This is a genomic window from Streptomyces sp. NPDC014894 (assembly GCF_043080985.1).
Taxonomy (GTDB): Bacteria; Actinomycetota; Actinomycetes; order Streptomycetales; family Streptomycetaceae; genus Streptomyces.
The window spans coordinates 360,087-385,282 of record NZ_JBIBWD010000007.1 but is presented as its reverse complement, the minus strand read 5'-3'; the positions used below and the strand labels follow the sequence as shown (position 1 = coordinate 385,282).

Genomic DNA, 25,196 nt, shown 5'->3' with positions numbered 1-25,196 from the left:
GACGCGCGTTGCCCACGCCGACCGACGGAGGACCCCGCTGTGACACCCATCAACCGAAGAGACGCGCTGGTCACGGCGGCGGGCGCGGGGGCGGCTGTCGCGCTCGGCGCGGGCGCGGCCGCCGCGGCGGAGTCCGCCGGTGGCCGCCGGGGCGCGGACCGTCCGCTGCGGGTGCAGATCGTCGCCTTCGACGGGGTGGAGGAACTCGACCTCTTCGGCCCGCTCGAAGTCTTCGCGGGCGCGGCCGCCTTCGGGCATCCCGTCACCGTCGAACTGGTCACGAGCGGGCGGCCGGGCCGCGCCCGGTGCGCCTTCGGCACGGAGGTGACGGTCCCGGGAGCCTGGAACCCGCGGGCGGCGGACGTGATCGTCGTACCCGGCGGCGGCTTCCGGAAGCGCGACGGGGCCGGGGTCTGGGCCGAGATCGGGAAGGGGATCCTCACCCGCGAACTGCGGCGCGCGGCCCGGCCGTCGCTGACCCTGGCGGGCGTGTGCACGGGGGTGCTCGTGCTTCAGGAGGCCGGGCTGATCGGCGACCGGCCCTGCACCACGCACCAGGGCGCGAAGCCGTATCTCCGGGCGGCGGGCGCGGACGTCCGGAACGTCCGGGTGGTCGACGACGGGAATCTCGTCTGCGCGGGCGGCGTCAGCTCCGGCATCGACGCCGCGCTGTGGCTCCTGGAGCGCGAGCTGGGCCCGAAGGCGGCGACGGACGTCGAGTATCTGATGGAGTTCGAGCGCCGGGGCACGGTCCTGCGCACCTGACGGGACGGATTCGGGTACGCGTACGGGCGGGGGTACGGGCCCACGGGCCGGACCGGACGCGGCGGCGGATACGGGTCCGGTCCGGCCCGCGAGCCGGGCCGGACGCGGCCTGGGGACGGACCCGGGCGCGGCGACGGACCCGTCGCGGACCCGGGCCCGCGCCGGACCCCGGCGCGGGCCCGGTCAGACCAGCCGGTGCATCCCCACCGAGGCGGGCGCGGTCTCGGTGAAGCCGAACTTCGCGTACAGATGCCGGGCGTCGCCGTCGGCGATGAGCGAGACGTACGCGCCGGCGGGAGCCCGCCGCTCCATCTCGCCCACCAGCTCGGCCATGATCAGCTTGCCCAGGCCCTGCCCCTGGTGGCCGGGGAGCACACAGATGTCCACCACCTGGAAGAAACAGCCGCCGTCGCCGACGACCCGCCCCATCCCGACCGTCTCGTCCCCGTGGTGGACGGTGACTCCGTGCCAGGTGTTCGGCAGCCCGGCCTCGGCGGCGGCGACCGGCTTCGCGCCGAGCCCGGCAGCCCCGCGCAAGTGGCGGTAGGTGTCCACCGACGGCACGCCCACCCGGACCTCGTAATGACTGCTGCCCAGTTTCATGCATTACACATTAGTCGACGCGGTCCGCTCCCCGCCGCTGCCGCCGGGGCCCGGAGGACTCACTCCAGGACGTATTCGAAGGTGTACGGAACGGTCGTCTCCCCCGCCCGGGCCGTGAACGCGCCGCTCCCGCTCAGACCGGTCAGCTCTCCGGTGCCCGACCCCGCCACGACCTCGAAGACGCAGTGCACGGTGCCGTCCTCGTCGTACGTACCGCGCTCCTCGACCACGAAGGCGCCGGCCCGCCCGCCGACCCGCCCGGTCAGCAGCTCCATGCCGGCGAACGCGCCGGTCTTCTCGGTGATGTAGACGATCGTGTACTCACAGGTGGTGCCCTCGGCCTCGACGCCCCCGGAGAAGGCGTTGACGACGGAGGCGTGGGCCAGCCTGGGCCAGGCGTCGGCCGGGCCGGCCGGCCGCTCCTGCCAGTCGGCGAAGGTGAAATGGCCTGTGGTCGTCGTGGACATGGAAGCCCTCCCGGTCTCTCCGCGCGGACGGCCCGCGCGGGGCGCGCCGCCGACCGGCCGCCGTGCGGCCCCGCCGTGCGGTGCGCGATCAGCCTCACCGCCGTACCTGACACCTTCTGTCAGGTACGGGCCGGACAATGGGGCGATGCGCGCCGACCGGCTCCTCTCCCTGCTTCTGCTGCTCCAGAACCGCGGTCGGGCCACGGCCGCCGAACTCGCCGCCGAGCTGGAGGTGTCGGTCCGCACGGTCTACCGGGACGTCGAGGCGCTCGGCGCGTCCGGCATCCCGGTCCGCGCCGACCGGGGACCGCTCGGCGGCTACCGGCTGATGGACGGATACCGCACCCGGCTGACCGGGCTCACCGGGGCCGAGGCCGACTCGCTCTTCTTCGCCGGGGCCCCCGGGCCCGCGGGCGAACTGGGCCTCGGCGCGGTGCTGGCGACCGCCCAGCGGAAGCTGCGCGCCGCGCTCCCGGCCGAACTGGCCGAGCGCACCCGGCAGGTTCAGGACCGGTTCCATCTGGACGCGCCCGCCTGGTTCCGGGACGCCGACCCGGTCCCCTGTCTGCCGGCGGTCGCCCGGGCGCTCTGGGAGCAGCGGGTGCTGTGCGCGCGCTACCGGCGGCACGACCGTGAGGTGGACCGGGAGCTGCGCCCGCTGGGCATCGTCCTCAAGGGCGGGATCTGGTATCTGATGGCGCTGGCCGACGAGTCCGTACGGACCTACCGGATCTCCCGGTTCCGTTCGGCGGAGGCGACGGACGAGCGCTTCGAACGGCCGGCGGGCTTCGATCTCGCCGCCTCCTGGGCGGAGTCCTCCCGGCGGCTGGAGGCCGCGACCCGGCGGACGACCGCGGTGCTGCGGATCTCGCCCCGGGCGGCGCGGCAGCTGCCGATGCGGTTCGGGGCGGCGGGGGCCCGGGCCCTGGAGGGCGCCGGGGAGCCGGACGAGGAGGGGTGGACGCGGGTGGAGCTGGCCGTCGAGTGGGAGTCGGTCGCCGTCGGCGATCTGCTCGGCCTCGGCGCCGAGGCCGAGGTCCTCGCCCCGCCCGCCCTCCGCAGCGCCGTCGCGGCCGCCGTCACCGCCCTGTCCCTGCGGTACGGCGAGGCCCGCTGAGCGCGCCCCCGGGGCGGGGAGCCCCGGCACCGCGCCCGCCGCCGGGAGACGGGAGCGGGCCCGGGGACCCGGGGCCCTGGCTCAGCGGCTCAGCGGCTCAGCGGCTCAGCGGCTCAGCAGCTCAACGGCTCTCAGTGGCTCTCAGTGGTGGCGAGGGAGTGGTCGATGCCGTGGCCGCGCAGCCGGTAGCTGTCGCCCTTGAGCGTGATGACCTCCGCGTGGTGGGCGAGCCGGTCGATCATCGCGAAGGTGACCGGGGTGTCGCCGAACACCTCGGTCCAGCGGCCGAAGGGCTTGTCGCTGGTGACCACGACCGAGGCCCGCTCATAGCGGTGCGAGACCAGCCGGAACAGCAGATCGGTCTCCTCCGCGCCGAAGGTGAGATAGCCGATCTCGTCCACGACGATCAGCGCGTAGCGGTCGAGCGCGGCCAGCTCCTCGGTCAGCCGCCCGGCGGCCCGGGCGGCGGAGAGCCGGGCCACCCACTCGGAGCCCGTCGCGAACAGCACCTCGTGTCCGGCGCGACAGGCCCGGATGCCGAGCGCGATCGCCAGATGCGTCTTGCCGGTGCCGGGCGGGCCGAGGAAGACCGCGTTGCCCCGGGCGTCCACGAAGTCCAGCGTCCCCAGCCGGGTGATGGTCTCCCAGTCGAGGAAGCGCTGATGGTCGTCGTCGAACTCCTCCAGCAGCTTGCGGGCGGGGAAGCCCGCCGCCCGGACCCGGGCCTCGGAGCCGGAGGCGTCCAGCGCCTCCCGGGCCTCCCGCGTATCGCGCGCGCCCGGCTCCCTGGTCTCCCGGACCTCGCGGGGGCCGCCCTTGCCCTGGGCCGGGATGTACTCCCGCAGCACCACGGGGACGGCGGGCTCCCGCTCCGCCGGGGGCAGTTCCGGCCGGCCCGGACGGTCGAACAGCTCCGGGAACTCGGGCGGGTCCGGCAGATTCAGCTCCCCCGACGGCAGTGTGGCCCGCCCGCCCGGCACGGGCCCGGGGACATGGCCCTCCATGGGGCCCGACATGTAGGCGAGGATCGCGGCCGACAGGATGAAGGCCATGTGGATCACGGTCCCCCACAACAGCGAGTGCTGGGAGGTGTGGTGGACGTCGACGAACATCTGCAGCAGGTGGACGGAGGAGATGCCCACGATGGCCGTGGCCAGCTTCACCTTCAGCACATTGGAGTTGACGTGCGACAGCCACTCGGGCTGGTCCCGGTGGCCCTGGAGACCGATCCGGGAGACGAAGGTCTCGTACCCGCCGACGATCACCATGATCAGCAGATTCGCGATCATCACCACGTCGACCAGCTTGAGCACCGCGAGCATGACGTGGGTCTCGTTCACCTGACCGCTGAGCACGTGCAGCACCAGGTGCCACAGCTCGTTGAAGAACTTGTAGACATAGACGCCCTGGGCCGCCACCAGGCCGAAGTAGAGCGGGGCCTGGAGCCAGCGGGTGGCGAACAGCGCGTATCCGAGTGACGGAGCCGCGTAACTCCTGAAGTCGGGCTTGGGCGAGGCGGCGGACACGGCGTGGCCGAGCAACGGCATCTCCAAAAGGTGGCATGGCGACGAACGGGCGCAGCCCGCGTACACGCCTCCAACGACCCGGCGCGGGCGGGCGTCACGGATGCCACGCCGGTGACCGCGCGCCGAGACCCGGTCGGGTGACGCCCGCCGGACCCGGCCGGACCCCGGCCGGACCCCGGCCGGACCGGCGGCGCGGGCGAGAACGGGGGCACGGGCGGGGCGCGGTGGGCGCGGGCGGGCGCGGTGGGCGCGGGCGGGCGCGGCGGTCGCGGCGTGGCGGCGGCAGTCTCGGCGCGGGGGCTGGCGAAGGGGCGGCCATCAGGACGCGCTGAGCTTCCTTCCGGCCAATCTGCGCCTCCCCCGGGGCATCCGGGCGAAGATCGATTACGTTGAGTCCATGACCGGCTCCCCAGTGTCACTCTTTCCGGGGTCGTCCACAAGCGCCGCCGACCCGCGCTCCCCTCGGGCCGGCGACGGGCCGGAGACCCTCGAAGGCCGCGCCCGGAACGGGCGGTTCTCGGTCGCCGACGGAGCGCACGGGCCCCCGGGGGCCCCGCCCGGAGCGCGCGCCCGCGAGGCCCCGCGCGATCGCCGCCCGCACCGGCCCGACACCGCAGAATCGTTCCTTCGCATAGCGAAGGCCCCTCGGGACCCACGGCGACCGGCGCCGGCCGCACCCCGGGCGACGAGGACCATGACCACGACGACCACGACCGCGCCCACCACCACGACCACGGAAAGGCGGCGACCACGATGTCCGTGACGGCGCTGCGCGACCTCCCCCCGCATCTGCGGCTGCTGGCCTGGCCCGCGCTCAATCTGCGGGGCGAACTCCCCGGCGTACGGGTGACGGTGCCCGTCGAGCTGACGACCAGCCCCGCTTCACTGATCTGCTACAGCCGGGCCACCCGCGTCGAGTTCGACCCGGGGACGGACCCGGGGGCGGCGCTGACGGCGGCGGAGCCCGCCGAGGTGCTCGTCGAACCGATGCGGCTGGTGACCACGCTGGCCCTGTGGGACGAGGTGGTCCGCGAGACCGGCCTCCACCCGGGCGGGCTCTATCTCGCGTCGGAGGGCTCCGTCGCACGGCTGCTGAGCACCGCGCACGACTGCGCGCCGCCGTCCTCGGTGGAACTCCCCGAGCTGCTGGAGCAGTTGCACGGCCTCGAACTGATCGACCGCTTCCCGGTCGCGCCCCGGTTCCAGGGCGCGCACGGACGGGAGCGGCAGTGCCGGATCAACGCCTGGGGCCGGCTGCTCTTCCGGATGCTGGACGGCGTGAAGAGCGACCCGTACGGCATCGCCGCCGCGCGCGGCCGGCTGACCGCGCACCTCGCCGCCCACCGGGAGGCGTATCTGCGCGGGGTGGCGGCCTCATCCGACGCGGCCGGGGACGCGGGGGCCGTGCTCTGGGAGTCCATCCACGCCGAACAGCCGATTCCGGTGCTGGTCTGACCGGTACGCCGCCACCGCCTCCGGCCCGGGCTCCGGACCCGGCTCGGTCCGGAGGCGGGCGGAGGGCCGTCCGGGCGCGCGGAATCACCGAACGACACGAAAGCCGTCTCTCACATCTCGGTGGGATCGACGAGGGTGAAGCGGTCGAGCCGGACGATGAGTTGACCGGCGATGACCCATCGGACGGCCAGGCTGTCGAACGGGATGCCGACGGCGTCGACAGCGACGGGACGGGGGCCGGGCCGGTAGAGAGCGCCGTGGACGCCGACCTGGGTCCAGGACCGGACGCGCAGGGCTACGTGGCGTCGCCCCAGATGGGGGCAGCTCCTCGCGGCCAGGCTCGCGCAGGGCCGACAGACCGGTGGATGAGCGGTCTCAAGCCCCTGGGGCCAGGAGCCCGGCGCGTCGGACGCCTCACCCAGCAGCCAGAGAACACCCCGCTCATCGCGATCGGCGGGCTTTCCGCAGACCTGGCACAGTGCGTTGGCCATCGCCAGCCGCTGACGCAGCGCGTGCACCGCGCCGAAGTCGGGCTTCCCTTTCCCCGGGGTGGAGGGGATGCGCCGCCACAGAACACCCCGGGCGTCCCGGTCGTAGGAACGCTCATCGGTGTAGGCCAGCCGCCCGCGCCGCACCATCAACCGCACCTTCGAGGGCGACTCCCCACTCCACCGCGTGATGTAAGGAACGGGGCCCTTCATGCTTGCCGCTCGGGACGTCGGGTGCATCGGTACCTTCTGATCCGCCGGACTCTCCGGAGGCGGGAGGAAGCGGTCTGATCAGGGGCGGGGTCGCGGGAGCAAGCCGGAAGCAGCCCGGCGTGCGGCCTCCGGTGGTCCGGTGGTTCCTGAAAGGCGCGGCGGTAGGCCGGCATGACGTTCCTCCGTCCGTCGTGGTCCGCGGCCGTCCTTGTCGGGGCGCGTGGGTCGTCTCCCTGACACGGATCGCTATGAAACGTAGAATTAGTACTGGAGCCGTACTTAGAGTACGGCCAACTGGAGTGTGGTGCCGTACTTTTCGTGCGGGTCGCGCCCCCAAAGCGTGTGCGCCGACCCGGCTCACATCCGCGATGCCAACGGAGAGGACCCGCCATGTTCGGGCTGATGGTGCGCTTCACCTGCAAGGACGAGGCAGCGGCAGCTGCGTTCGACGACCTGGCGGCACGGACGGGGGAGCACATCCGTGCGAACGAGCCCGGCACGGTGATCTACGCGACCCATCGCGTTGACGGGCAGCCGCTTCAGCGGATCTTCTACGAGCTGTACCGCGACGCCGCAGCGTTCGAGACCCACGAATCGCAGGAGTACGTGATCGACTTCTTGGCCGAGCGTGAGCGGTACCTGTCCTCGACCGAGGTCGACCGTCTGGACCTGGTATTCGCTAAGGGTGTCCGCGTTGAGCACTGAGCAGTACGAGAAGGCACTCGGCCGTAAGATCGCGCAGCACCGGAAGCGGCGGGGCCTGTCCCAGAGGGAACTCGCGAGCCTGCTGAGCCGATCCGAGGCCTGGATGTCCCAAGTCGAGCGTGGTGTACGCCGGATCGACAGGATGACGGTGCTGGAGAAGGTGGCCGAAGTCCTCGGCGTGCCGATCGCGGAGTTGGCCGCGGAATCGCCGCTCATGGCATCGGCGGCCGACCGCGAGACTCCCGGCGCGTCACGGCTCCGCCTGGTCCTGAGCGCGGCGCACTCCCTGAGAGCGATCCTCGGCCCGTCCGAGCCGCAGGACATCGCCTCGCTGAGGGCCGGTGTGACCCGCGCCTGGTCACTCACGCACGAAGGCGGATACGAAGACCTCTTCGAACTGCTGGAGGAGCTGGTGCCACAGCTCGAATCCGCCGCGCGAGCCGAGGTCTCCGAGGAAGAGCGGGCGGAGTCGTTCAGGCTGCTGGCCGCTCTCTACCAGACGTGCAGCGCGGCGCTGGCGAACCTGGGCGAGCCGGAAACGGCCTGGGTCGCGGCGGACCGGGCGATCATGGCGGCCGAACGCGCCGGCGACCCGCTGCTCATGGCGGCTGGCGAGTTCCGCCTGTCCATCGTCTTCCTGAGCACCCGGCACTACGGTCAGGCAGCCCAGGTCTCGGGCAGCGCGGCGGACGCGCTGGCGCCCCTCGCCGAGACGGACCGGCCCGAAGCGCTGGCCCTGCGCGGAGCACTCACCCTGCAACGCGCCGTCGCGGCAGGCAGGCTGAACCGGGCCGAGGAGGCATACGCGCATCTGCGGCACGCCAGGGAGCTGGCCGATCGGATCGGCGAGGGCCGCAATGACCACAACACCGAGTTCGGCCCCGCCAACGTTTCCCTGCACGAGGTCGCCGTGGCCGTCGACCTCGGCGACGCGGGCCTTGCCCTGCGAGCGGCGCAAGCCATCGACATCTCCGGTCTGTCACCGGAACGACAGGCCCGCTTCGGCATCGACCTGGCCAAGGCGCACGCTCAGCGCAGGCAGGTCGACGAGGCCGTGTCCATGCTGGAGAGGGTGCTTCACGCCGCTCCCGAGCTGTTCCACACCAAGCCGGCGGTCAGGCAGCTCGTCACAGACCTCCAGACCATGAGCCCCCTCCCGCCGGCACGGCTTCGGGTACTGGCCCGCGAGCTGCGTCTCCCGGAAGAGCGGGCCACGTCCTGATCGGCGCGGCCCGCGCCGGGCAGTCGCCCGAGCGGGCCGCGCTGCGGGGTGTCGCCGCCGGGCTGCCCGGGGTCTCGCTGTCCCGGCCGGCGCTGATGTGGCTGCCGCGCGGAGCGAGGTGACCTGCGTCCGGGTCGGGTCCCACAGCGCCGCCCACGCGTCGGCCGGCACGGCCGCCGCCGTTCACCCGCTCACGGCCGACGACTTCGACCGCGTCGACGGCGTCCTCGCCGCCGACCCGCGCTTCGTCCGACCGGCGGCCGGGCGTCTTGGTAGCGTCCCGGGTCTCCCTCACGCGCCCGTGGGGGAGACCCCCTGCGGGGTCCGCCCGGCGCGCAGGCGTTCCACCGCGCGGGCGGTGTCCTCGGCCGCCAGGTCGTGGTGGAGGGCGATCGCGGCGGCCGAGGCGGCGCCGGCGGCGGTGATGAGCTGGGCGCGGGGGTCGACGACATTGCCCACGGCCCAGACGCCGGGAACGCCGGTGCGGCCCGAGGCGTCGACGCGTACCCGGCCGTCGTCGTCCACGGCGCAGCCGAGGCCGGTCAGCAGCCCGTCGGCCGGCGTCATGCGCGGGACGACGAAGACGGCCTCCCGGGGCGCCGTACGGCCGTCGGCGAGCCCGACCCCGTACAGCCGTCCCCCGTCGGTCGCCAGCCGCTCGACCCGGCCTTCGGCGACGGCCACGCCGCGTGCCTCCAGCCGTTCGCGGTCGTCGCCGGTCAGCTCCAGGGTGTGGGCGAAGAGGATCACGTCGGGCGACCAGTGGCGCAGCAGCAGAGCCTGGCCGACCGCGCCGGGGTGGGTTCCGAGCACGCCGAGCGGCCGGTCGGCGACCTCGTGGCCGTGGCAGTACGGGCAGTGGAGCAGGCCCTTGCCCCACTGTTCGCGGACGCCGGGGAGGTCGGGCAGCTCGTCGCGGAGTCCGGTGGCCACCAGCACCCGGCGGGCGGTGAGTCCGGCCCCGCCCGCGAGCCGTACGGAGAAGCCGCCGGGGACGGCGGCGACGCGGTCGGCGCGGGCGTCGACGAGGTGCGCGCCGTATCCGGCGGCCTCGGCGCGGCCCGCCGCGAGCAGGGCGGCCGGGGCCATGCCGTCGCGGGAGAGGAAGCCCCGCAGCGTGGCCGCGGGGGCGTTGCGCGGCTGCCCGGCGTCGACGACCGCGACCCGGAGGCGGGCCCGGCTCAGCACCAGGGCGGCGCTCAGCCCGGCGGCTCCCGCGCCGATCACCGCCGCGTCGTATCGGAAGTCGCCGTCCTCGCCGGTCCGGCCGGTCGCGCTGTTCCCGAAGGCGTCCGCGCCGGTCGCGTCGGGCCCGCTGATCTCGTTGGTCACGTCGTGGTCGCTCATGCCGGACAGGCTGCGGCGGGACCCCGGAATCAGCAACCTTTGTTGCCGTTTCCGGGATGCCGGGGTCCAATGGCATGCATGGACCACGCACCCGCCATCGCCCACGCCCTCGCCGAGGTCGGCCCCCGGCTCAAACGTCTGCGCACCGAGCGGGGTGTCACCCTCACCGCGCTGTCCGAGGCCACCGGCATCTCCAAGAGCACCCTGTCCCGGCTGGAGTCCGGCGGCCGGCGGCCCAGTCTGGAGCTGCTGCTGCCGATCTCCCAGGCCCATCAGGTCCCGCTGGACGAGCTGGTGGGCGCGCCGGAGGTGGGCGATCCGCGGGTCCGGCTCACCCCCCGCCAGGTGCGCGGCACCACGGTGCTGCCGCTGACCCGGCAGCCCGGTCCGCTCCAGTCGTTCAAGATGGTCCTGCCGCCGACCCGGAGCACGCCGGAGCCCTGCACGCACGAGGGGTACGAGTGGCTGTACGTGCTGTCCGGGCGGCTGCGGCTGATCCTGGCCGAGCACGATGTGGTGCTGGGTCCGGGCGAGGTCGTCGAGTTCGACACCCGGCTGCCGCACTGGTTCGGCAGCACCGGGGAGGGACCGGTGGAGGTGCTCAGCCTCTTCGGCCGGCAGGGCGAGCGGATGCATGTGCGCGCCAAGCCCGCCCGCCGGAGCGCCGAGGACTGACCGCCGGACGCCGACGGCCGACCGCGTGGGCGGCGAGCGGTGACGCGGTGATCGGTGACGCGGCGAGCGGCGGTCGGTGATCGCGGGTCGCCCGGCCGGACGCGTCCCGGATGCCGTCCGCCGGACGACCGGGCAGGGTGATCGTCAGCAGCGCGTTCCCGCAGAGACAAGGACCCGCCCATGTCCGTGACCCACCACCGGCGTCTCACCGGCGCGGCCGGAGCGGTGCTGCTGACCCTCGCCGTCGCGGGGTGCTCCGGCCTCGGCCGCACCGCGCCCGGGACCGTCACCTATCTCACCCCGGCGCACCGCCCGCAGCTGGTGTCGAATCCGCCGGTCACGGGCTGCCACGAGCTGGAGGGCGGCGCGGTCTCGGTGGACAACGACACGCTGGTGGACATGCAGCTGTACCCGACCGAGGACTGCTCGGGCGACTCGACGTATGTGGCGACGACGACGTCCGACGTCACCGCGCCCGGATCGGCGCCCTGGCGGGCGTACAGCCTCATCCACTGAGCCGCGCCGCCCGGCCCCGAACGTCCCCGAACGACGCCGCCGGGCACGGCGGACACGGCGGGCACGGCGGGCACGGCGGCGGACCCGCCCGTACCGCCGCGCGAAGCCGGCCCGACGCACCGGGAGCACCCATGAGAATCCATCTGACCAGCGTCTTCGTCGACGATCAGGACAAGGCCCTGCGCTTCTACACGGAGGTGCTGGGCTTCGTGAAGAAGGCCGAGGTCCCGCTCGGCGCGGACCGGTGGCTGACCGTGGTCTCGCCGGAGGACCCCGACGGGACCGAGCTGCTGCTGGAGCCGGACGGCCACCCCGCTGCGAAGCCGTACAAGACCGCGCTGTTCGAGGACGGCATCCCGGCCGCCTCCTTCGCCGTGGACGATGTGCCGGCGGAGTCCGACCGGCTGCGCGGGCTCGGTGTCCGCTTCGCCCAGGAGCCGCGGCGGACGGGGCCGGTGACCACCGCGATCCTGGACGACACCTGCGGCAATCTGATCCAGATCGTGCACAGCGACGAGTAGGTCCCGGCGGCGGGCTAGGCCGTGTATCGAAAGTGGATCTTGAGTTGTGATGATCACGGTTCATGGGACGGGGAGATCTCACGGACGAGCAGTGGGCAACACTGAAGCCGTTGTTGCCGAGGGGTATTAGGTCGGGGCGGCCGCCGGTCTGGCCTCGGCGGCAGTTGATCGACGGCATACGGTTCCGGGTCCGGACCGGAGTTCCATGGCGGGATGTCCCTGTTGAGTACGGACCGTGGGGCCGGATCTACGACCTGTTCCGCCGATGGCAGCGGAACGGCACCTGGCAGCGGATCCTCACCCGGCTCCAGTCCCTGGCCGACGCGAAGGGGGAGATCGTGTGGGACCTGAGCGTCGACTCCACTGTCTGCCGTGCCCATCAGCATGCAGCCGGGGCTCGCAAGCAGGGCGACCTGCAGAAGGAACCCCCGGGCGGCATTTTCGCCGAGCCCCGTGATCACGGGCTGGGAAGATCACGCGGCGGATTCACCACCAAGCTGCACCTGGCCGTTGAACAGGGCCAGAAGCCCATGTCGATCGTGGTGACGGCCGGGCAGCGCGGGGATTCGCCGCAGTTCGAGCCGGTGCTGGATAAGGTCCGAGTGCCGCGCATCGGGCCGGGCCGACCACGCGTCCGTCCCGATCGGGTGCGGGCCGACAAGGCGTACGCCTCTCGCAGAAACCGCGCCTACCTGCGGCGGCGCGGGATCCGCTGGACCATCCCTGACAAAACCGACCAGGCGCGCAACCGTCGGAAGCTTGGCTCTCATGGCGGCCGGCCGCCCTATTTCGACCCGGCCGACTACCGTGAGCGTCACGCGGTCGAGTGCGGGATCAACCGCCTCAAGAGGCACCGTGCTGTCGCCACGCGCTTCGACGAACTGGCGGTCCGCTACGAGGCAACCGTCCTCGTCGCGACCATCAACGAGTGGCTGTGAGCAGCTTCTTCGCGCATGGCCGGTGGTCTTTCACTGATCCTTCGCTTCGAATGCCTGGGCGACGGCCAGGCTGTCCTCGTAGACATGGTGCCGGGTGACAAGGCCGTCTGCGACGGTGATATGCAGAGCGAACCGCGCCTTGTAGGCACGTCCGGTGGGCCGAGCGGTCTGACGGATCTCGCCCAGCACGACCGCGTCGCTTCCGTCGACAAGGATGCGCTCAACCTCAGTTGCCACATGCTCCGGCACGTGGTGCTCGGCAAGCTCGCGATAGTGGGCGGCCGCGTCGGCCCGGGTAGACCGATGGCGGATCCACGGCGTGGCAGTGCGGCCGTGCTCGGCCTCCGGCCAGTCGAGCTTCCAGTCACCCTGCTCGGCATACATCTCGGCGATGCGCTCGGGGTTGCCCTCGCCAATTCTGCGCAACAACTCCTCAACCACGGTGCGCGTGTTGGCCGGTGTGGCTATGGACATGACTGACCTCTCCGTCCTGGTCCGCGTCCTCCGACGCGGACGGATCACCAACCCTGCCAGCATGGGCACGCCGAGACGATTACCTCGGACGTAAGGCGAGCAGATCACCAAGATCCACTTTCGATACACGGCCTAGTGGTCGCCGCCGGCGCGGACGGGCTCGGGGGCCGTCGGCGCGGCGGCGCCGTCGCGTCCCCGCAGGGTGAGGACGGTGGCCGCGGCGGCGGCCGCGAGGAGCAGCGCGGCCGTGACGCTGGTGACCCGGATGGCGTCGACGAAGGCGCCGTGCGCGGCGGCGGTGAGCGTGTCGCCCGCCGCGCCGGAGAGTTCGGCGGCCGTGCGGGCCGCCCCGCCCAGGGTGTCGCGGGCGGTCTCCATCGCCGAGTCCGGGACGCCGGGCACCGGGTCGAGAGCGGAGCGGTAGGAGGCCGAGAGCACACTGCCGAGCACCGCGATCCCGAGCGCCGCGCCCAGCTCGTACCCCGTCTCGGAGACCGCCGACGCGGCCCCCGCCCGGTCCTCGGGGGCGGCCGAGAGGACCGCGTCGTTGGTGAGGGTCTGGGTGAGCCCCATGCCGAGGCAGATCAGCGCGAAACCGCCGATCGCGACGGGCGCCCCGGAGTCCGCCGGGAGCGTCATCAGCAGGGCGAAGCCCAGCGCCATCAGCAGCAGTCCGGCGCAGAGCACGGCGGTCGTCCCGGCCCGGCGGGCCGCGCCCACCGCCAGGAAGCTCGCGGCCACCGCCAGCAGCAGACCGGGCAGCAGGGCGAGTCCGGCCCGCAGCGGTGAGATGCCCAGGACGATCTGGAGGTACTGGGTCAGGAAGAACAGCGCGGCGATCATCGCGAAGAGCGTGATCAGATTGAGCGCGACGCCCACGCTGAAGGCGCGGTGCGCGAAGAGGCCGATGTCGAGCATCGGATTCTCGCGGGACCGCTGGCGGCGCACGAAGAGCACCCCGCACCCGATGCCGAGCGCGAGACAGGCGAACGGCAGGGCGGCCGGGCCGTGTTCGGCGATCTTCTTCACTCCGTAGACGGCGGGGAGCATCGTCGCCGCCGACAGCAGCACGCTGACCGGGTCCATCGCGCTGGGCGAGGCCGCCTTCGACTCCCTGACCAGCACCGGGGCGAGCAGCAGGATCAGCACGGTGACGGGCGCGTTGATGAGGAAGAGCGAGCCCCACCAGTAGAACTCCAGCAGCACCCCGCCGAGGATCGGGCCGAGCGCCGAACCGGCGGAGAGGGCCGAGGCCCAGACGGCTATGGCGAATTTCCGCTGGGTGTCGTCGGGGAACATCGTGCGGATCAGGGAGAGCGTGGAGGGCATCAGGGTGCCGCCCGCGAGTCCGAGCAGCGCCCGCGCCGCGATCATGATCTCCGCGCTGGAGGCGAAGGCGGCGGCCACCGACGCGACGCCGAAGCCCGCCGCGCCCAGCAGCAGCAGCTTCCGCCGCCCGATGCGGTCGCCGAGGGATCCCATGGTGACCAGCAGCGCGGCCAGCGTGAAGGAGTAGATGTCGACGATCCACAGCAGCTGGGAGGAGCTGGGGTTCAGATCCTCGCTCAGATGCGGCACCGCGAATCCGAGCACCGTCATGTCGACGGAGATCAGGAGTACGGGGAGGGTGAGCACCGCGAGCCCGGCCCACTCCCGGGGGCCTGCCTTGGTCGCGCTCACATCGTGGGGGGAGGTCATCTCTGCCTGTCTCTCGGTCTGTTCGGCCGGCCGGCCAGCGGGCGGACGCGTGGGGTGTGGGGCGTGGGTCGTGCGTCGTGGGCGCGCGGAGGCCCGGGCGGTCCCGGCGCGGCGCGGCGGGTCGGGGGCGCGGTGGGGTCGTGGTGCGGGCGTGGTGGGGGGTGTGGGTTGTGGGGTGTGAGGTGGGCTCAGGAGGCGAGCGAGGTGTTCGCGTGCGAGGCGATGAGCGCCAGCTGCACCCGGTCGCGCGCCCCCAGCTTGGCCATCAGGCGGCTGACGTACTTCTTGGCCGTGAGCGGGCTCAGACAGAGCCGCTCGGCGATCTCGCCGTTGGTGCAGCCCTCGCCGATCAGGGCGGTGACCTCCCGTTCCCGTGCGCTGAGCAGCGAGGTGAGCGACCGTACGCCGCCGGCGGCCGCAGGCGGCCGGGGGCCGGTGCGGGAGACGTACTCGGTGATCAGCCGGCGGGTGTGCCGGGGGCCCAGCCAGGAATCGCCCCTGGCCAGCGCCCTGATGGCGGAGAGCACCACCTGGGGTTCGGTCTCGACCGCCAGGAAACCGCTCGCTCCCGAGGACAGCGCCGGGAAGAGGAACTCGTCCTCGTCCTCGGTGTAGTTGCTGTAGGCGAGCACCCGGGTGTGCTGGGGTGCGGTCCGGGCCGTGATGCGGGCGATGGCCTCCAGGCCGCTCATCCCCGAGAGCCGGACCTCCAGCAGGGCGATGTCGGGACTGGTCGCGGCGACCAGCGCGACCGCCTCGTCCCCATTGGCCGCGTCGCCCATGACCTCGATGCCCGGGTCCGACGCGAGAAGCAACGAGAGGGCTGCGCGAGCCGCTGCCCGCGGCTCGGCGATCACAACTCGGATGGACACGCGCGTTCCTCCCGCGAACAACTGTCAGTGGTGGGGGTGATCTAGCGGATAGTAAAGAGACCGTCACGGGCGTCTCAACCACGCGTCAACCAAAGGGCACCGCAAACGCCGGTGACCCATATGAATCGGCCAGATTTGTCTGGCTCACCCATCATCCGGTGTGAACGATTCCCCACAGACCCTCTCCTCACGGTCACTCAATTTGGCGTACATCTAGTACGCACCGGGGGTTGCCGCCCCACCTGGGGACGGCTCTCACCACGTCTTCTGAGGGCGCCCTCACCATGTCCCCCGGGGAGGACACCCCCGGTCACTCCGGCGGCCCACCGGGCGCGGAAGTGTCTCCCGTGGTGTCTGGTGACGCGTGCCCATGACTGCCTAACGTGCACATGTCATGAAGGTCCGGTGCCCGAACGTGACGGCGACCGGCCCTCGGACGAACGGCCTCCGCCGACCTCGGAGGCAGGGGGAGGGGGAAACGGACATGCGCACAGCCTTGCCATCACGCCTCATGGCGTCTCTCCCCGTCCGGGGCCGACGGGCCCTGGGCCCTGTCCGGGACGGACGGACCGCACGCCTCGTCCGGGACGGACGGACCGCACGCCTCGTCCGGGGCCGGCGGACCGCACGCCTCCCCGCGCCCCGGGTGATCCGTACCGCACTGCCCTGACGGCCGGCGCCGAGCCGGCGGACCGCCCCCGGGCGGACGCCCCGGCCCCCGCCCCCACACGACCCCCCACACACCGCCGGCCCTCGTTCCGCCGTCCCTCCCATTTCCCCGGCGCTCCCCCCACGCCCCCGCCCCCCACGCGTCCCGCCCCCATGTCTCCGCACGTCCGCACGCTGTGTCGCCCCCGCACGGGTCAGACCTCCACCCCGTCCGCGCGCCATCCGAAACGGAGTCCACAGCAGAGATGACAGCCGATTCCTCCAGCGCGTCCGCCCTGATGTCCCCCGCCCCGGCGGATCCGATCCCCGAGCAGCAGCCCCTCTGGCCCGACCCCGAGGCCCTCGCCCGGGTCGTGGAACGGCTGAGCGCCCTGCCCCGGCTCACCACCGAAACGGAATCCGGGCTGCTGCGCGCCGAACTGGCCGCCGCCGGGCGCGGCGAAGGACTCGTCCTGCACGGCGGCGACTGCGCCGAGCGGTTCGAGGACAGCGATCCCGCGACGGTGCTGCGGAAGACGGCGCAGCTCCGCGCCCTCGCCGACCGGATGCGGGACGGCTCCGGCGCGCCCCGGGCCACCGCGGTGGGGCGGATCGCGGGTCAGTACGCCAAGCCCCGCAGCGAGGAGTACGAGATCACCCCGGACGGCGTGCGGCTGCACAGCTACCGGGGGGACGCGGTCAACGCCCACGAGCCCGACCCGGCGCTGCGCGTCCCCGACCCCGCCCGGCTGCTCACCGCCCACGACCGCGCCGCCCGGGTGCTGCGGACCGTACGGGAGACCTGGCGCGGGATCCCGCCCGGCGACCGGGTCTTCGTCTCGCACGAACTGCTGCTGCTGCCCTACGAGCGGGCGCTCCTGAACGGCCGCGTCGGCCCCGACGGCCCGGCGGGGCCCGGCGGATTACCGGCCCCCGGCGGATTACCCGTGCCCGACGGCTCCGCGGAGCCCGACGGCCGCCACGCGGGCTCCACCCACTTCGGCTGGATCGGCGAGCGCACCCGCCGGCTCGACGGCGCGCATGTCGCCTTCGCCGCGTCGCTGAGCAATCCGGTCGGGGTCAAGCTCGGCCCCGGGGCCGAGCCCGCCGAGGCCGCCGCGCTGGTCCGCAGACTCAACCCCCGGGCCGAGGAGGGCAGACTCACCCTCGTCGTCCGGATGGGGGCCGACCGGATCGGGGACCGGCTGCCCGCGCTGGCGCGGGCGGTGATCGCCACCGGAGTGCCGGTGGTGTGGCTGTGCGATCCGATGCACGGCAACACCCTGCGCGCCCCGGGCGGCACCAAGACCCGGGCCGTGCCGTCGGTACGGGCGGAGGTCACCGCCTTCGTCCGGGTGCTGCGCTCGCTCGGCGCGCACCCCGCCGGCCTGAGTCTGGAGCTGACGCCCGACCCGGTCACCGAGTGCGTCGACGCCCGGTCCGCCTCGGCCGGTCCCGACCTCTTCCCCGACTACCGCTCGCTGTGCGACCCGCGGCTCAATCCCGCGCAGGCGAACGCGGTGGTCGGCTCCTTCCTGGCGGCGCTGTGAACGCCCCCGTCGCAGCCGCCGCCCCCGCGCCCTCCGTCGCCGTGAGCGCCCCCGCGCCCGCACCCGCCGCCCCCGCGCTCGGCACCCTGGCGCCCGCCGCCCCCGCGCCCGCCGCCGCGGCGTCCCCACCCTCACCCCCACCCGCCGCACCCGCCTCCCGGAGCGGTACCGGCCCGTCCACAGGAGAACGTCCGATGACCACCGGTGAGCAAGCGGCCCTTCAGGACGGCCCGCCCAGCCCCTGTGAGAACGCCTTCCAGGGACAGCAGGAGATGCTCCGCGAACTCCGCGCGGACCTCGACGCCGTCGACCGCATCATCCTCAACGCCCTGCTGATGCGCCATCACTGCACCCGTCGCATCGGCGTGCTCAAGAAGTCCAAGGACATCCCCGTCATGCAGTCGGGGCGGGTCCGGTTCGTCCTGGAGCGCGCCACCGACTTCGCGCTGGAGAACGGCATGAATCCGCTGGCGCTCCAGGACGTCTTCGCCACCCTCATCTCGGACGCCTGCCGGGAGGAGGAGGGCCACTCGGCCCCGGTGGACGCGGCCCGGGAGCGGATCTCCCTCATGGTCGGAGGTGTGGAGCGCGGTGCGCACCCTTCTCATTGACAACTACGACTCGTTCACCTACAACCTCCACGACCTGATGCACCGCGTGTACGGGATCCCGCCGCACGTCGTCACCAACGACACCCCGTGGCAGGAGATCGACCTCGACGCGTACGACGCCGTGGTCGTCTCCCCGGGCCCGGGCCGTCCGCAGCGCGAGGGCGATCTGGGCATCTCGGCGCAGGCGCTCCGCCAGGACCGGGTCCCGGTGCTCGGGATCTGCCTGGGCCACCAGGGCATCTCGCACTTCGCCGGGGCCACCGTCGGCCACGCCCCCGAGCCGACGCACGGCCGGACCTCGGAGGTCTTCCACGAGTCGGCCGGTCTCTTCGACTCGATCCCCTCGCCGTTCACCGTGGTCCGCTACCACTCGCTCGCGGTCACCGATCTGCCCGCCCATCTCACCCCCGTGGCCTGGACCGCCGACGGCGTGGTGATGGGCGTCCAGCACCGGCGGGCCCCGCAGTGGGGCGTGCAGTTCCACCCCGAGTCGGTGCTCACCGAGTACGGCTGCCGGCTGATGCACAACTTCCGTGAGCTGGCGCTCGGCGCCGCGGGCCGGCCGGGTCCGCGGGCCGCGCGGTCCGCGCCGGTCGGGGACGGCCGCCGCGTCGAGTGCCGCACGCTCGACGCCCACCCCGACGCCGCCGGGCTCTTCAGCGAGCTGTACGGGGAGTCCGAGCACGCCTTCTGGCTCGACAGCTCCCGGCACTCGCTGCCCACCAGCCGCTTCAGCATCATGGGCGACGACTCCGGCCCGCTCGCCGAGTATCTGTCGTACTCGGTGCCGGACCGGACCTGGACGATCGAGCACAACGGCGAGGTCACCACCGTCGCCGAAGGGTTCTTCGAGCATCTCGGCGAGCGGCTCGCCGAGCGCCGGGCGCCCCAGCCCGCCGGGCTCCCCATCGACTTCAACCTCGGCTATGTGGGCGCGCTGGGGTACGAGCTGAAGGCCGAGACCGGCGGCGGCTCCGTCCATGTCTCCCCGATGCCGGACGGCCGGCTGATCTTCGCCGACCGGGCCGTGGTCATCGACCACCAGGAGCGGCGGACCCATCTGCTCGCGCTGACCGATCCCCGGCTCGGCGCGACCGTACGGGCGAGCGCCGACTGGTTCGCCCGTACCGCCGAAGCGGTCCACCGCCACCCCGAGCGGCCGCCGGCGCCCCGCCCGGAGCCGTCCGGCTCGATCACCCGCGCCTTCCGCTTCGACCAGCCCCGGACCGCGTACCTCGGCAGTGTGAAGTCCTGCCTCGACGCGATCACCGACGGCGAGTCGTACGAGATCTGCCTCACCAACACCGCCGAGTCCGCCCCGCTGGACGCGCCGTTGGAGAGCTATCTGCGGATGCGCGCGATCAGCCCGGTGCCGTTCGGCGCGTATCTGCGCTTCGGTCAGGACGCGGTCCTCAGCGCCTCCCCCGAACGGTTCCTCCAGGTCCGCCGGGACGGCCGGGTGCAGGCCAAGCCCATCAAGGGGACCCGGCCGCGCGGGGCGAGCCCCCAGGACGACGAGGCGATCCGGCGCGAGCTGGCGGCCCACCCCAAGGACCGCGCCGAGAATCTGATGATCGTCGATCTGCTGCGCAACGATCTGAACCGGGTCTGCACGGTCGGCTCCGTCCATGTGCCCAAGCTGTTCGACGTCGAGACCTACTCCCATGTGCACCAGCTGGTCAGCACCGTCGAGGGCCGGATCGCCCCCGACCGCTCGGCCGTGGAGTGCGTCCGCGCCGCCTTCCCCGGCGGCTCGATGACCGGCGCGCCCAAGGTCCGCACCATGGAGATCATCGACCAGCTGGAGCGGCGGGCGCGCGGCTACTACTCGGGCTCGATCGGCTGGCTGTCGCTGAGCGGGGCCGCCGACCTCAGCATCGTGATCCGTACGGTCGTCACCAGCGAGCGGGCCGCGACCTTCGGCGTCGGCGGGGCGATCGTCTCGCTCTCCGACCCGGAGGAGGAGCACGAGGAGACCCTGGTCAAATCGCGGGCCATGCTCGCCGCGCTCGACGCCGCCGTGGAGGAGTCATGAGCGGCCCGGGCCCGGCGGCGGGCGAGACGGGCGGCCGCCCGCCCGGCCGCGCGGTCGTGGTCGGCCACGGGCACGTCGGCCGGCTCCTCTCCGGACTGCTGCTCTCCGGCGGCTGGGAGACGGTCGTCGCCGACACCGCACCCGCGGACGGCGACGACGGCGGTCCGCGCCTTCTGCGCGCCGACGTCGGCGACCCCACCCAGGAGCTGCGGCGGGAACTGGGCCGCGCCGACGCCGTGTTCCTCGCGGTGCCCGAGCAGGCCGCGCTGTCGGCCGTCGGCGTCCTCGCGTCGTCGACGTCCCCCGACGTCACCCTGGTGGAGACCCTCTCCCACAAGCACCGCTTCCTCACGGAGGCCGAACAGAGGCTCGCGCCCCGCCCGGTGCTCAGCCTCAATCCGCTCTTCCACCCCTCGCTCGGCTGGACGGGGAACGCCATCACCGCCTCCCTGCTGCGCGGCGGCCCGCGCTGCGAGGCGCTGCTGGAGCTGATCGGCTCCACCGGCGCGCGGGTGGAGCGGCTCGGCCACCGCGAACACGACCGGTACGTCACCTCCGTACAGGCGCTCACCCACGCGGCGCTGCTCTCCTTCGCCGCCGCGCTGTCCCGGCTCGGGCTGGACCCGGGGACGGTGGCGGCGTGCGCGCCGCCGCCGACCCGGACGCTGCTGGCGCTGGCCGCGCGGGTGCTGACCTCGGACGTGGAGACGTACTGGGACATCCAGGCCGCGGGCGAGGAGGCCGCCGACGCCCGGAACGCCCTGGGCGCGGCGCTGGGCGCGCTCGACGACTGCGCCCGGCCGGGCGGCGGGGCCGGCGCGCCCGGTGAGAACGGCGAGAGCGGCGAAAGCGGCGCGCCCGGCGACGGCGAGAACGGCGAGAACGGCGAGAAACAGTTCCGGGATCTCTTCGCCGACATCTCCGGGTGGTATGGCGACGGGCTGCGGGGCTCCGCCGACGACGCGGCCCGGATGCTCACCGCGCTCATCGCCCGCCCGGCCGCCGCCGGCGCCGCGGGGGCCGCCGCCCCCGCCGCGGAGGCCCCCGCCCGACCGCACCGTACCCCCGAGTCGCACCACTCCCCCGCACCGCACGACTCTTCCGGCTCGCCGTGAGCCCGGGCCACCCCTTGAGACACCAGGAGGGCGTCATGAACGACCCGCTGCCGAACCGGATCGCGCGGAGGTCGGCCGCCACCACCGACATGTACGACCGTGCGGTGCGGGCCGGGCTGACCGGCCACACCATCACCCGGCGGACCGGCAAGTCCGTACGGCTGGAGACCGGCGAGGAGTGCGTCGAGTTCGTCTCCTGCTCCTATCTCGGGCTGGAGGACCACCCGAGGCTGGTCCAGGCGGCGCGCACCGCGCTGGAGACCTACGGCACCCACTTCTCGTCCTCCCGCAACAGCGTCGAGCCCGTGGAGGCCCGGCTGCTGGAGGAACTGCTCGGCTCGATCTACCCGGGCATGTCCGCGCTCGTCTTCAACTCGGTCAGCAGTGTGCACCTCGGAGTGCTGCCGCTGCTCGGCGCGGGAGTGCTGCCCGGCTATCCGATCGGCGGCGAGGGCCCGCTGTTCGTGATCGAGCGGACCGCCCACGCCTCGATGCAGGCGCTGCGCGGGGTGCTCGAACAGGTCGGCCCGGCGACCCGCTTCCGGGTCGAGGACCCCGCCTCGCTCACCGCCGCGATGGAACTGGCGCGCACCTCGGGCCGCACCCCGATCGTCCTGGTCGACGGCATCGGCTCGATGGGCGGGCTGATCGACGTCGCGGCGCTGAGCGATGCGGCGGCCGAACTCGGCGGCTACGTCTACATCGACGACGCCCACGGCATCTCCATCAGCGGACCGGCGGGAGCGGGCTACGCCTTCGAGGCGCTGGGCGGCCGGATCCCGCCGTCCGTGCTGCTCGTCGGCTCGCTGTCCAAGGCGTTCGGCGGCTCCGGCGGCTTCCTCCTGACCCACGGTCCGGAGGATGTGACGCTGCTGCGCCGCGAGGCCAACCCCATGGTCTTCGGCCACTCGAACATGATCACGCACATCCTCGCCAACGCCGAGTCGGCCCGGATGCACCTCGACGGCACCGTCGACGGGCTCCAGCAGGCGCTGTGGGCCAACGTCGAGCTGTTCGACAAGGCCAACAGCGGCGGCGGCCTGGTCAACGCGGGCGCCCGCTCGCCCATCCGGGGCCTCGCCATGGAGACCGAGGAGGCCGCCTTCGAGGGCGCGGTACGGCTCAGGGAGGCCGGGATCCTCTGCTTCCCCGTCTTCTATCCCGTCGTGGCCCAGGGCACCGGGCTGCTGCGGTTCGCGCTCTCCGCCCAGCACACCCCCGAGCAGATCCAGTCCGTCGCGGACTGCCTCGCCACCGCCTGACCACCGGCCACCAGGTAAAGGAAGAGCTTCGATGAACGACAGCACCGCCACCGCCTCCGGCTTTGACGCGATCGTCGTGGGCAACGGCTCCCTGGGCACCTCGCTCGCCGTCGAACTGGCCGGCCGGGGCGCGTCCGTCGCCCTGATCGGCCGCCGCGCCCGGCCCTTCGCCGCCTCCTCGGCGGCGGGCGCGATGCTCGGCTGCTTCGGCGAGGTGACCACCGGACTGCTGAACAACGCCCACGGGGCGGCCAAGTTCGAGCTGGACCTGCGGGCCAAGGACGTCTGGCCCGAGTGGCTGGAGACCATCTCCGACGGGGCCGCCGACCCGCGCGACATCCTCACCGCCAAGGGCACCACCGTCATCCTCAACACGGTCGGCACCGGAGCGATCGACTCGGACAACTACGAGGCGATCCGCGCCACGCTCGACAAGCACGCCGAGCCGTACGAGACGGTCGACCCCGAGGACATCGGCTGGCTGGACCCGGACCCCAACTCCCGCCCGCTCAAGGCGCTGCACATACCCGGCGAGCACGCCGTGGACTCCGGCCGGCTGCTGCGCCGGCTGGAGGCGACCGCGGTGCGCCGGGGCGTCGAGCTGTTCGACGCCCAGGCCGCTTCGGTGGTGCACGAGGGCGGCCGGGCCCGCGGGGTCGTGCTCGACGACGGCCGGACCCTCACCGCCGACAAGGTCGTGCTGGCGAGCGGCGTCGGCGCGCAGGGCCTGGTCGACTCGGTGCCCGGACTCGGCGACCGGATCCCCCGGCTGGTCGCCGGATACGGCGTCTCGGCCACCGTCTCCACCCAGGACGGCACCGCGCCCGAGTCGGTGATCCGCACCCCCAACCGGGCGTTCGCCTGCGGACTGCACATCGTCCCGCGCGGCATGGCCCGGGTCTACGTCGGCGCGACCAACATCATCAACCCGCGTCCGCTGGCCGATCCCGTCATGCGCGACCTGCTCTTCCTGCTGGAGTGCTCGCACCGGCAGATCCGCCGCAATCTCTGGTCCAGCAGCGTCGCCGGGGTCCAGGTCGGCAACCGCCCGGTCTCCCTCGACGGCTTCCCGCTCCTCGGCGAGACCCCGCTGAGCGGACTGTGGATGATGACCGGCACCTACCGGGACGGGCTCTTCCTCTCCCCGCTGCTGGCCCAGGAGTTCGCCCGCAGGCTGCACGGCGAGACGCCCGAACTCGATCTGGAGATCTTCACCCCCGAGCGCAGGCCGCTGGAGGGCGTGAGCCGCGAGTCCGCCATCGACACCACCGTCGAGCACATGCTCGCCACCGGCTACGAGCACCACTGGCACGTGCCCACGGACTGGCAGGAGTATCTGGGGGCCGACCTCAAGCCCCTCTACACCGACTGGGCCGACCGCATCGACACCGACTTCACCCCGCCGCCGGAGCTGATCGCCTCCTCCCGGCTGCACCCCAAGATGGTCGAGTGGATGCGGACGTACTACGCCAACTGCCGCGCCAAGTGGGGCGCGCCGGTACGGGACGACGCCCCCTCGGTCCGTACGAAGGTGGAGTGGGCGCGCGAGGTGCTCACCACCGCCCAGGTCTGGACCCCCAAGCAGGACGCCGTCGCGCTCGCCGCGCACGTCCTCGCCACCGGACCGGACGCGATCGACCTCGACGCGGAGCTGACCGCCGAGCAGAGCGACGCCTACCAGGCGCTGGTCTCCCGGCGCGCCGACCGGGTGCCGCTGGAGTATCTGACCGGCCGGGCGAAGATCTTCGACCTCGAACTGGAGGTGAACGAGGACGTCTTCATCCCCCGGGTGCACTCCGAGGCCATGGTCTCCGACGCGCTCGCGGCCGCCGACGGCGAGCGGCCCAGGATCGTGGATCTGTGCACCGGCTCCGGCGCGATCGCGCTGGCGCTCGGGGCGCGGCGGCCCGGAGCCGTCGTCACCGGCGTCGACCTCTCCGCCGCCGCCGTCGCGTGCGCGCGGGGCAACGCCCGGCGGCTGGCCGGGCAGGTGCCCGCGGCCGTCGACTTCGTCCGGGGCGACGCCGCCGACCCCGCGCTCCTCGCCGAACTGGACGGCACGGTCGACCTGGTCACCGCCAACCCGCCCTATGTGCCGGACCGGCTGGTGATCCCGGCGGAGTGGGCGGTGCACCAGCCGGCCGAGGCGATCTACGCGGGCTGGGACGGGCTCGACGTGCTCCGCTCGGTGGTCACCGCCGCCGCCCGGCTGCTGAAGTCCGGCGGGGTGCTGGCCGTCGAGCACTACGACGCGGTGGTGGACGAGGTCGTCGACATCGTCACCGCCGCCGGCTTCGAGGCCGTCGTGAGCCACACCGACCACGACGGCTTCCCCCGCTATGTCGTCGCCCGGCGCGCCGGGCGATGAGCCGG

Annotated in this window: 23 protein-coding genes; 15 read left to right on the top strand and 8 right to left on the bottom strand. The window is 73.2% G+C overall.

The window, feature by feature from the left end; all coding sequences use genetic code 11:
• Positions 1 to 39 precede the first annotated feature (39 nt).
• Positions 40 to 765 (top strand): DJ-1/PfpI family protein, encoded by a 726-nt coding sequence (locus ACF089_RS19410; protein ID WP_392028012.1) that lies wholly within the window; start codon positions 40 to 42, stop codon positions 763 to 765.
• A 183-nt stretch (positions 766 to 948) separates the two neighbouring features.
• On the opposite strand, the gene ACF089_RS19405 is transcribed toward ACF089_RS19410, so the two are convergent.
• Together ACF089_RS19405 and ACF089_RS19400 are read right to left on the bottom strand one after the other, a co-directional pair.
• Positions 949 to 1,368 (bottom strand): GNAT family N-acetyltransferase, encoded by a 420-nt coding sequence (locus ACF089_RS19405; protein WP_392028010.1) that lies wholly within the window; start codon positions 1,366 to 1,368, stop codon positions 949 to 951.
• Positions 1,369 to 1,427: 59 nt separating this feature from the next.
• Positions 1,428 to 1,835, bottom strand: coding sequence for a DUF3224 domain-containing protein (locus tag ACF089_RS19400; RefSeq protein ID WP_392028007.1), 408 nt, complete (start codon positions 1,833 to 1,835; stop codon positions 1,428 to 1,430).
• Between the two features lie 145 nt (positions 1,836 to 1,980).
• On the opposite strand from ACF089_RS19400, the gene ACF089_RS19395 reads away from it, so the two are divergent.
• A complete protein-coding gene (locus ACF089_RS19395) occupies positions 1,981 to 2,952 on the top strand; it encodes a helix-turn-helix transcriptional regulator (protein ID WP_392028005.1) in 972 nt (323 codons plus the stop codon).
• A gap of 131 nt (positions 2,953 to 3,083) precedes the next feature.
• Here ACF089_RS19395 and istB read toward each other — a convergent pair whose 3' ends face one another.
• Complete coding sequence (istB, locus tag ACF089_RS19390; protein WP_392028003.1) at positions 3,084 to 4,499, bottom strand: IS21-like element helper ATPase IstB; 1,416 nt, start codon at positions 4,497 to 4,499, stop codon at positions 3,084 to 3,086.
• Between the two features lie 732 nt (positions 4,500 to 5,231).
• Between istB and ACF089_RS19385 the strand changes: the two genes are divergently transcribed.
• Positions 5,232 to 5,933: a hypothetical protein gene (locus ACF089_RS19385; protein ID WP_392028001.1), complete on the top strand. Its 702-nt coding sequence runs from the start codon at positions 5,232 to 5,234 to the stop codon at positions 5,931 to 5,933.
• A 110-nt stretch (positions 5,934 to 6,043) separates the two neighbouring features.
• Here the strand turns inward: ACF089_RS19385 and ACF089_RS19380 are convergent, their stop codons facing one another.
• The gene (locus ACF089_RS19380; RefSeq protein ID WP_392027999.1) at positions 6,044 to 6,571 is read right to left on the bottom strand and encodes a hypothetical protein; all 528 of its coding nucleotides are present in this window, start codon (positions 6,569 to 6,571) and stop codon (positions 6,044 to 6,046) included.
• A 453-nt stretch (positions 6,572 to 7,024) separates the two neighbouring features.
• Between ACF089_RS19380 and ACF089_RS19375 the strand changes: the two genes are divergently transcribed.
• A complete protein-coding gene (locus ACF089_RS19375; protein ID WP_392027996.1) occupies positions 7,025 to 7,339 on the top strand; it encodes a putative quinol monooxygenase in 315 nt (104 codons plus the stop codon).
• Positions 7,320 to 8,561 carry a helix-turn-helix domain-containing protein gene (locus ACF089_RS19370; RefSeq protein ID WP_392027993.1) on the top strand — a complete coding sequence of 414 codons (1,242 nt, stop codon included), beginning with the start codon at positions 7,320 to 7,322 and terminating at the stop codon, positions 8,559 to 8,561. The genes ACF089_RS19375 and ACF089_RS19370 overlap by 20 nt, the downstream gene beginning before the upstream one ends.
• Before the next feature lie 291 nt (positions 8,562 to 8,852).
• Here ACF089_RS19370 and ACF089_RS19365 read toward each other — a convergent pair whose 3' ends face one another.
• Positions 8,853 to 9,908, bottom strand: a complete 1,056-nt coding sequence (locus tag ACF089_RS19365) for an NAD(P)/FAD-dependent oxidoreductase (protein WP_392027990.1) — start codon at positions 9,906 to 9,908, stop codon at positions 8,853 to 8,855.
• A 78-nt stretch (positions 9,909 to 9,986) separates the two neighbouring features.
• On the opposite strand from ACF089_RS19365, the gene ACF089_RS19360 reads away from it, so the two are divergent.
• The 4 genes from ACF089_RS19360 (at position 9,987) to ACF089_RS19345 (ending at position 12,558) form a co-directional block, all read left to right on the top strand.
• On the top strand, positions 9,987 to 10,583 hold the full coding sequence (locus ACF089_RS19360; protein WP_392027987.1) for a helix-turn-helix domain-containing protein: 597 nt from the start codon (positions 9,987 to 9,989) through the stop codon (positions 10,581 to 10,583).
• Positions 10,584 to 10,763: 180 nt separating this feature from the next.
• Positions 10,764 to 11,099 (top strand): hypothetical protein, encoded by a 336-nt coding sequence (locus ACF089_RS19355; RefSeq protein WP_392027983.1) that lies wholly within the window; start codon positions 10,764 to 10,766, stop codon positions 11,097 to 11,099.
• Positions 11,100 to 11,230: 131 nt separating this feature from the next.
• Positions 11,231 to 11,620: a VOC family protein gene (locus tag ACF089_RS19350; RefSeq protein ID WP_392027980.1), complete on the top strand. Its 390-nt coding sequence runs from the start codon at positions 11,231 to 11,233 to the stop codon at positions 11,618 to 11,620.
• A 62-nt stretch (positions 11,621 to 11,682) separates the two neighbouring features.
• Positions 11,683 to 12,558: an IS5 family transposase gene (locus ACF089_RS19345; RefSeq protein WP_392027978.1), complete on the top strand. Its 876-nt coding sequence runs from the start codon at positions 11,683 to 11,685 to the stop codon at positions 12,556 to 12,558.
• 30 nt (positions 12,559 to 12,588) lie between these two features.
• Here ACF089_RS19345 and ACF089_RS19340 read toward each other — a convergent pair whose 3' ends face one another.
• The 3 genes from ACF089_RS19340 to ACF089_RS19330 form a co-directional block, all read right to left on the bottom strand.
• Entirely contained in the window at positions 12,589 to 13,032 is a 444-nt protein-coding gene (locus ACF089_RS19340) for a nuclear transport factor 2 family protein (RefSeq protein ID WP_384335541.1), read from the bottom strand.
• A 132-nt stretch (positions 13,033 to 13,164) separates the two neighbouring features.
• Positions 13,165 to 14,730 carry an MFS transporter gene (locus ACF089_RS19335; RefSeq protein ID WP_392027975.1) on the bottom strand — a complete coding sequence of 522 codons (1,566 nt, stop codon included), beginning with the start codon at positions 14,728 to 14,730 and terminating at the stop codon, positions 13,165 to 13,167.
• A 188-nt stretch (positions 14,731 to 14,918) separates the two neighbouring features.
• Complete coding sequence (locus ACF089_RS19330; RefSeq protein ID WP_392027972.1) at positions 14,919 to 15,602, bottom strand: LuxR C-terminal-related transcriptional regulator; 684 nt, start codon at positions 15,600 to 15,602, stop codon at positions 14,919 to 14,921.
• Between the two features lie 914 nt (positions 15,603 to 16,516).
• On the opposite strand from ACF089_RS19330, the gene ACF089_RS19325 reads away from it, so the two are divergent.
• From ACF089_RS19325 to prmC, 6 genes are all read left to right on the top strand, one after another.
• Complete coding sequence (locus ACF089_RS19325) at positions 16,517 to 17,800, top strand: 3-deoxy-7-phosphoheptulonate synthase (RefSeq protein ID WP_392027970.1); 1,284 nt, start codon at positions 16,517 to 16,519, stop codon at positions 17,798 to 17,800.
• 194 nt (positions 17,801 to 17,994) lie between these two features.
• Positions 17,995 to 18,411: a chorismate mutase gene (locus tag ACF089_RS19320; protein ID WP_392027968.1), complete on the top strand. Its 417-nt coding sequence runs from the start codon at positions 17,995 to 17,997 to the stop codon at positions 18,409 to 18,411.
• Complete coding sequence (pabB, locus tag ACF089_RS19315) at positions 18,392 to 20,446, top strand: aminodeoxychorismate synthase component I (RefSeq protein ID WP_392027966.1); 2,055 nt, start codon at positions 18,392 to 18,394, stop codon at positions 20,444 to 20,446. The genes ACF089_RS19320 and pabB overlap by 20 nt, the downstream gene beginning before the upstream one ends.
• A complete protein-coding gene (locus tag ACF089_RS19310; RefSeq protein WP_392027963.1) occupies positions 20,443 to 21,561 on the top strand; it encodes a prephenate dehydrogenase/arogenate dehydrogenase family protein in 1,119 nt (372 codons plus the stop codon). The genes pabB and ACF089_RS19310 overlap by 4 nt, the downstream gene beginning before the upstream one ends.
• A 35-nt stretch (positions 21,562 to 21,596) precedes the next feature.
• Positions 21,597 to 22,823 (top strand): aminotransferase class I/II-fold pyridoxal phosphate-dependent enzyme, encoded by a 1,227-nt coding sequence (locus ACF089_RS19305; RefSeq protein ID WP_392027961.1) that lies wholly within the window; start codon positions 21,597 to 21,599, stop codon positions 22,821 to 22,823.
• Between the two features lie 31 nt (positions 22,824 to 22,854).
• Complete coding sequence (prmC, locus tag ACF089_RS19300) at positions 22,855 to 25,191, top strand: peptide chain release factor N(5)-glutamine methyltransferase (RefSeq protein WP_392027958.1); 2,337 nt, start codon at positions 22,855 to 22,857, stop codon at positions 25,189 to 25,191.
• Positions 25,192 to 25,196: the final 5 nt, after the last annotated feature.

Excerpts from the sequence above, each read along its gene's own strand:
- ACF089_RS19325 (WP_392027970.1), top strand. The coding sequence starts at position 16,517 with ATGACAGCCGATTCCTCCAGCGCGTCCGCCCTGATGTCCCCCGCCCCG.
- ACF089_RS19340 (WP_384335541.1), bottom strand. The coding sequence starts at position 13,032 with ATGTCCATAGCCACACCGGCCAACACGCGCACCGTGGTTGAGGAGTTG.
- ACF089_RS19310 (WP_392027963.1), top strand. The coding sequence starts at position 20,443 with ATGAGCGGCCCGGGCCCGGCGGCGGGCGAGACGGGCGGCCGCCCGCCC.
- ACF089_RS19405 (WP_392028010.1), bottom strand. The coding sequence starts at position 1,368 with ATGAAACTGGGCAGCAGTCATTACGAGGTCCGGGTGGGCGTGCCGTCG.
- ACF089_RS19305 (WP_392027961.1), top strand. The coding sequence starts at position 21,597 with ATGAACGACCCGCTGCCGAACCGGATCGCGCGGAGGTCGGCCGCCACC.
- ACF089_RS19375 (WP_392027996.1), top strand. The coding sequence starts at position 7,025 with ATGTTCGGGCTGATGGTGCGCTTCACCTGCAAGGACGAGGCAGCGGCA.
- ACF089_RS19400 (WP_392028007.1), bottom strand. The coding sequence starts at position 1,835 with ATGTCCACGACGACCACAGGCCATTTCACCTTCGCCGACTGGCAGGAG.
- ACF089_RS19320 (WP_392027968.1), top strand. The coding sequence starts at position 17,995 with ATGACCACCGGTGAGCAAGCGGCCCTTCAGGACGGCCCGCCCAGCCCC.
- ACF089_RS19380 (WP_392027999.1), bottom strand. The coding sequence starts at position 6,571 with ATGGTGCGGCGCGGGCGGCTGGCCTACACCGATGAGCGTTCCTACGAC.
- ACF089_RS19360 (WP_392027987.1), top strand. The coding sequence starts at position 9,987 with ATGGACCACGCACCCGCCATCGCCCACGCCCTCGCCGAGGTCGGCCCC.
- ACF089_RS19335 (WP_392027975.1), bottom strand. The coding sequence starts at position 14,730 with ATGACCTCCCCCCACGATGTGAGCGCGACCAAGGCAGGCCCCCGGGAG.
- istB (WP_392028003.1), bottom strand. The coding sequence starts at position 4,499 with ATGCCGTTGCTCGGCCACGCCGTGTCCGCCGCCTCGCCCAAGCCCGAC.
- prmC (WP_392027958.1), top strand. The coding sequence starts at position 22,855 with ATGAACGACAGCACCGCCACCGCCTCCGGCTTTGACGCGATCGTCGTG.
- ACF089_RS19350 (WP_392027980.1), top strand. The coding sequence starts at position 11,231 with ATGAGAATCCATCTGACCAGCGTCTTCGTCGACGATCAGGACAAGGCC.
- ACF089_RS19385 (WP_392028001.1), top strand. The coding sequence starts at position 5,232 with ATGTCCGTGACGGCGCTGCGCGACCTCCCCCCGCATCTGCGGCTGCTG.
- ACF089_RS19365 (WP_392027990.1), bottom strand. The coding sequence starts at position 9,908 with ATGAGCGACCACGACGTGACCAACGAGATCAGCGGGCCCGACGCGACC.
- ACF089_RS19355 (WP_392027983.1), top strand. The coding sequence starts at position 10,764 with ATGTCCGTGACCCACCACCGGCGTCTCACCGGCGCGGCCGGAGCGGTG.
- ACF089_RS19345 (WP_392027978.1), top strand. The coding sequence starts at position 11,683 with ATGGGACGGGGAGATCTCACGGACGAGCAGTGGGCAACACTGAAGCCG.
- ACF089_RS19395 (WP_392028005.1), top strand. The coding sequence starts at position 1,981 with ATGCGCGCCGACCGGCTCCTCTCCCTGCTTCTGCTGCTCCAGAACCGC.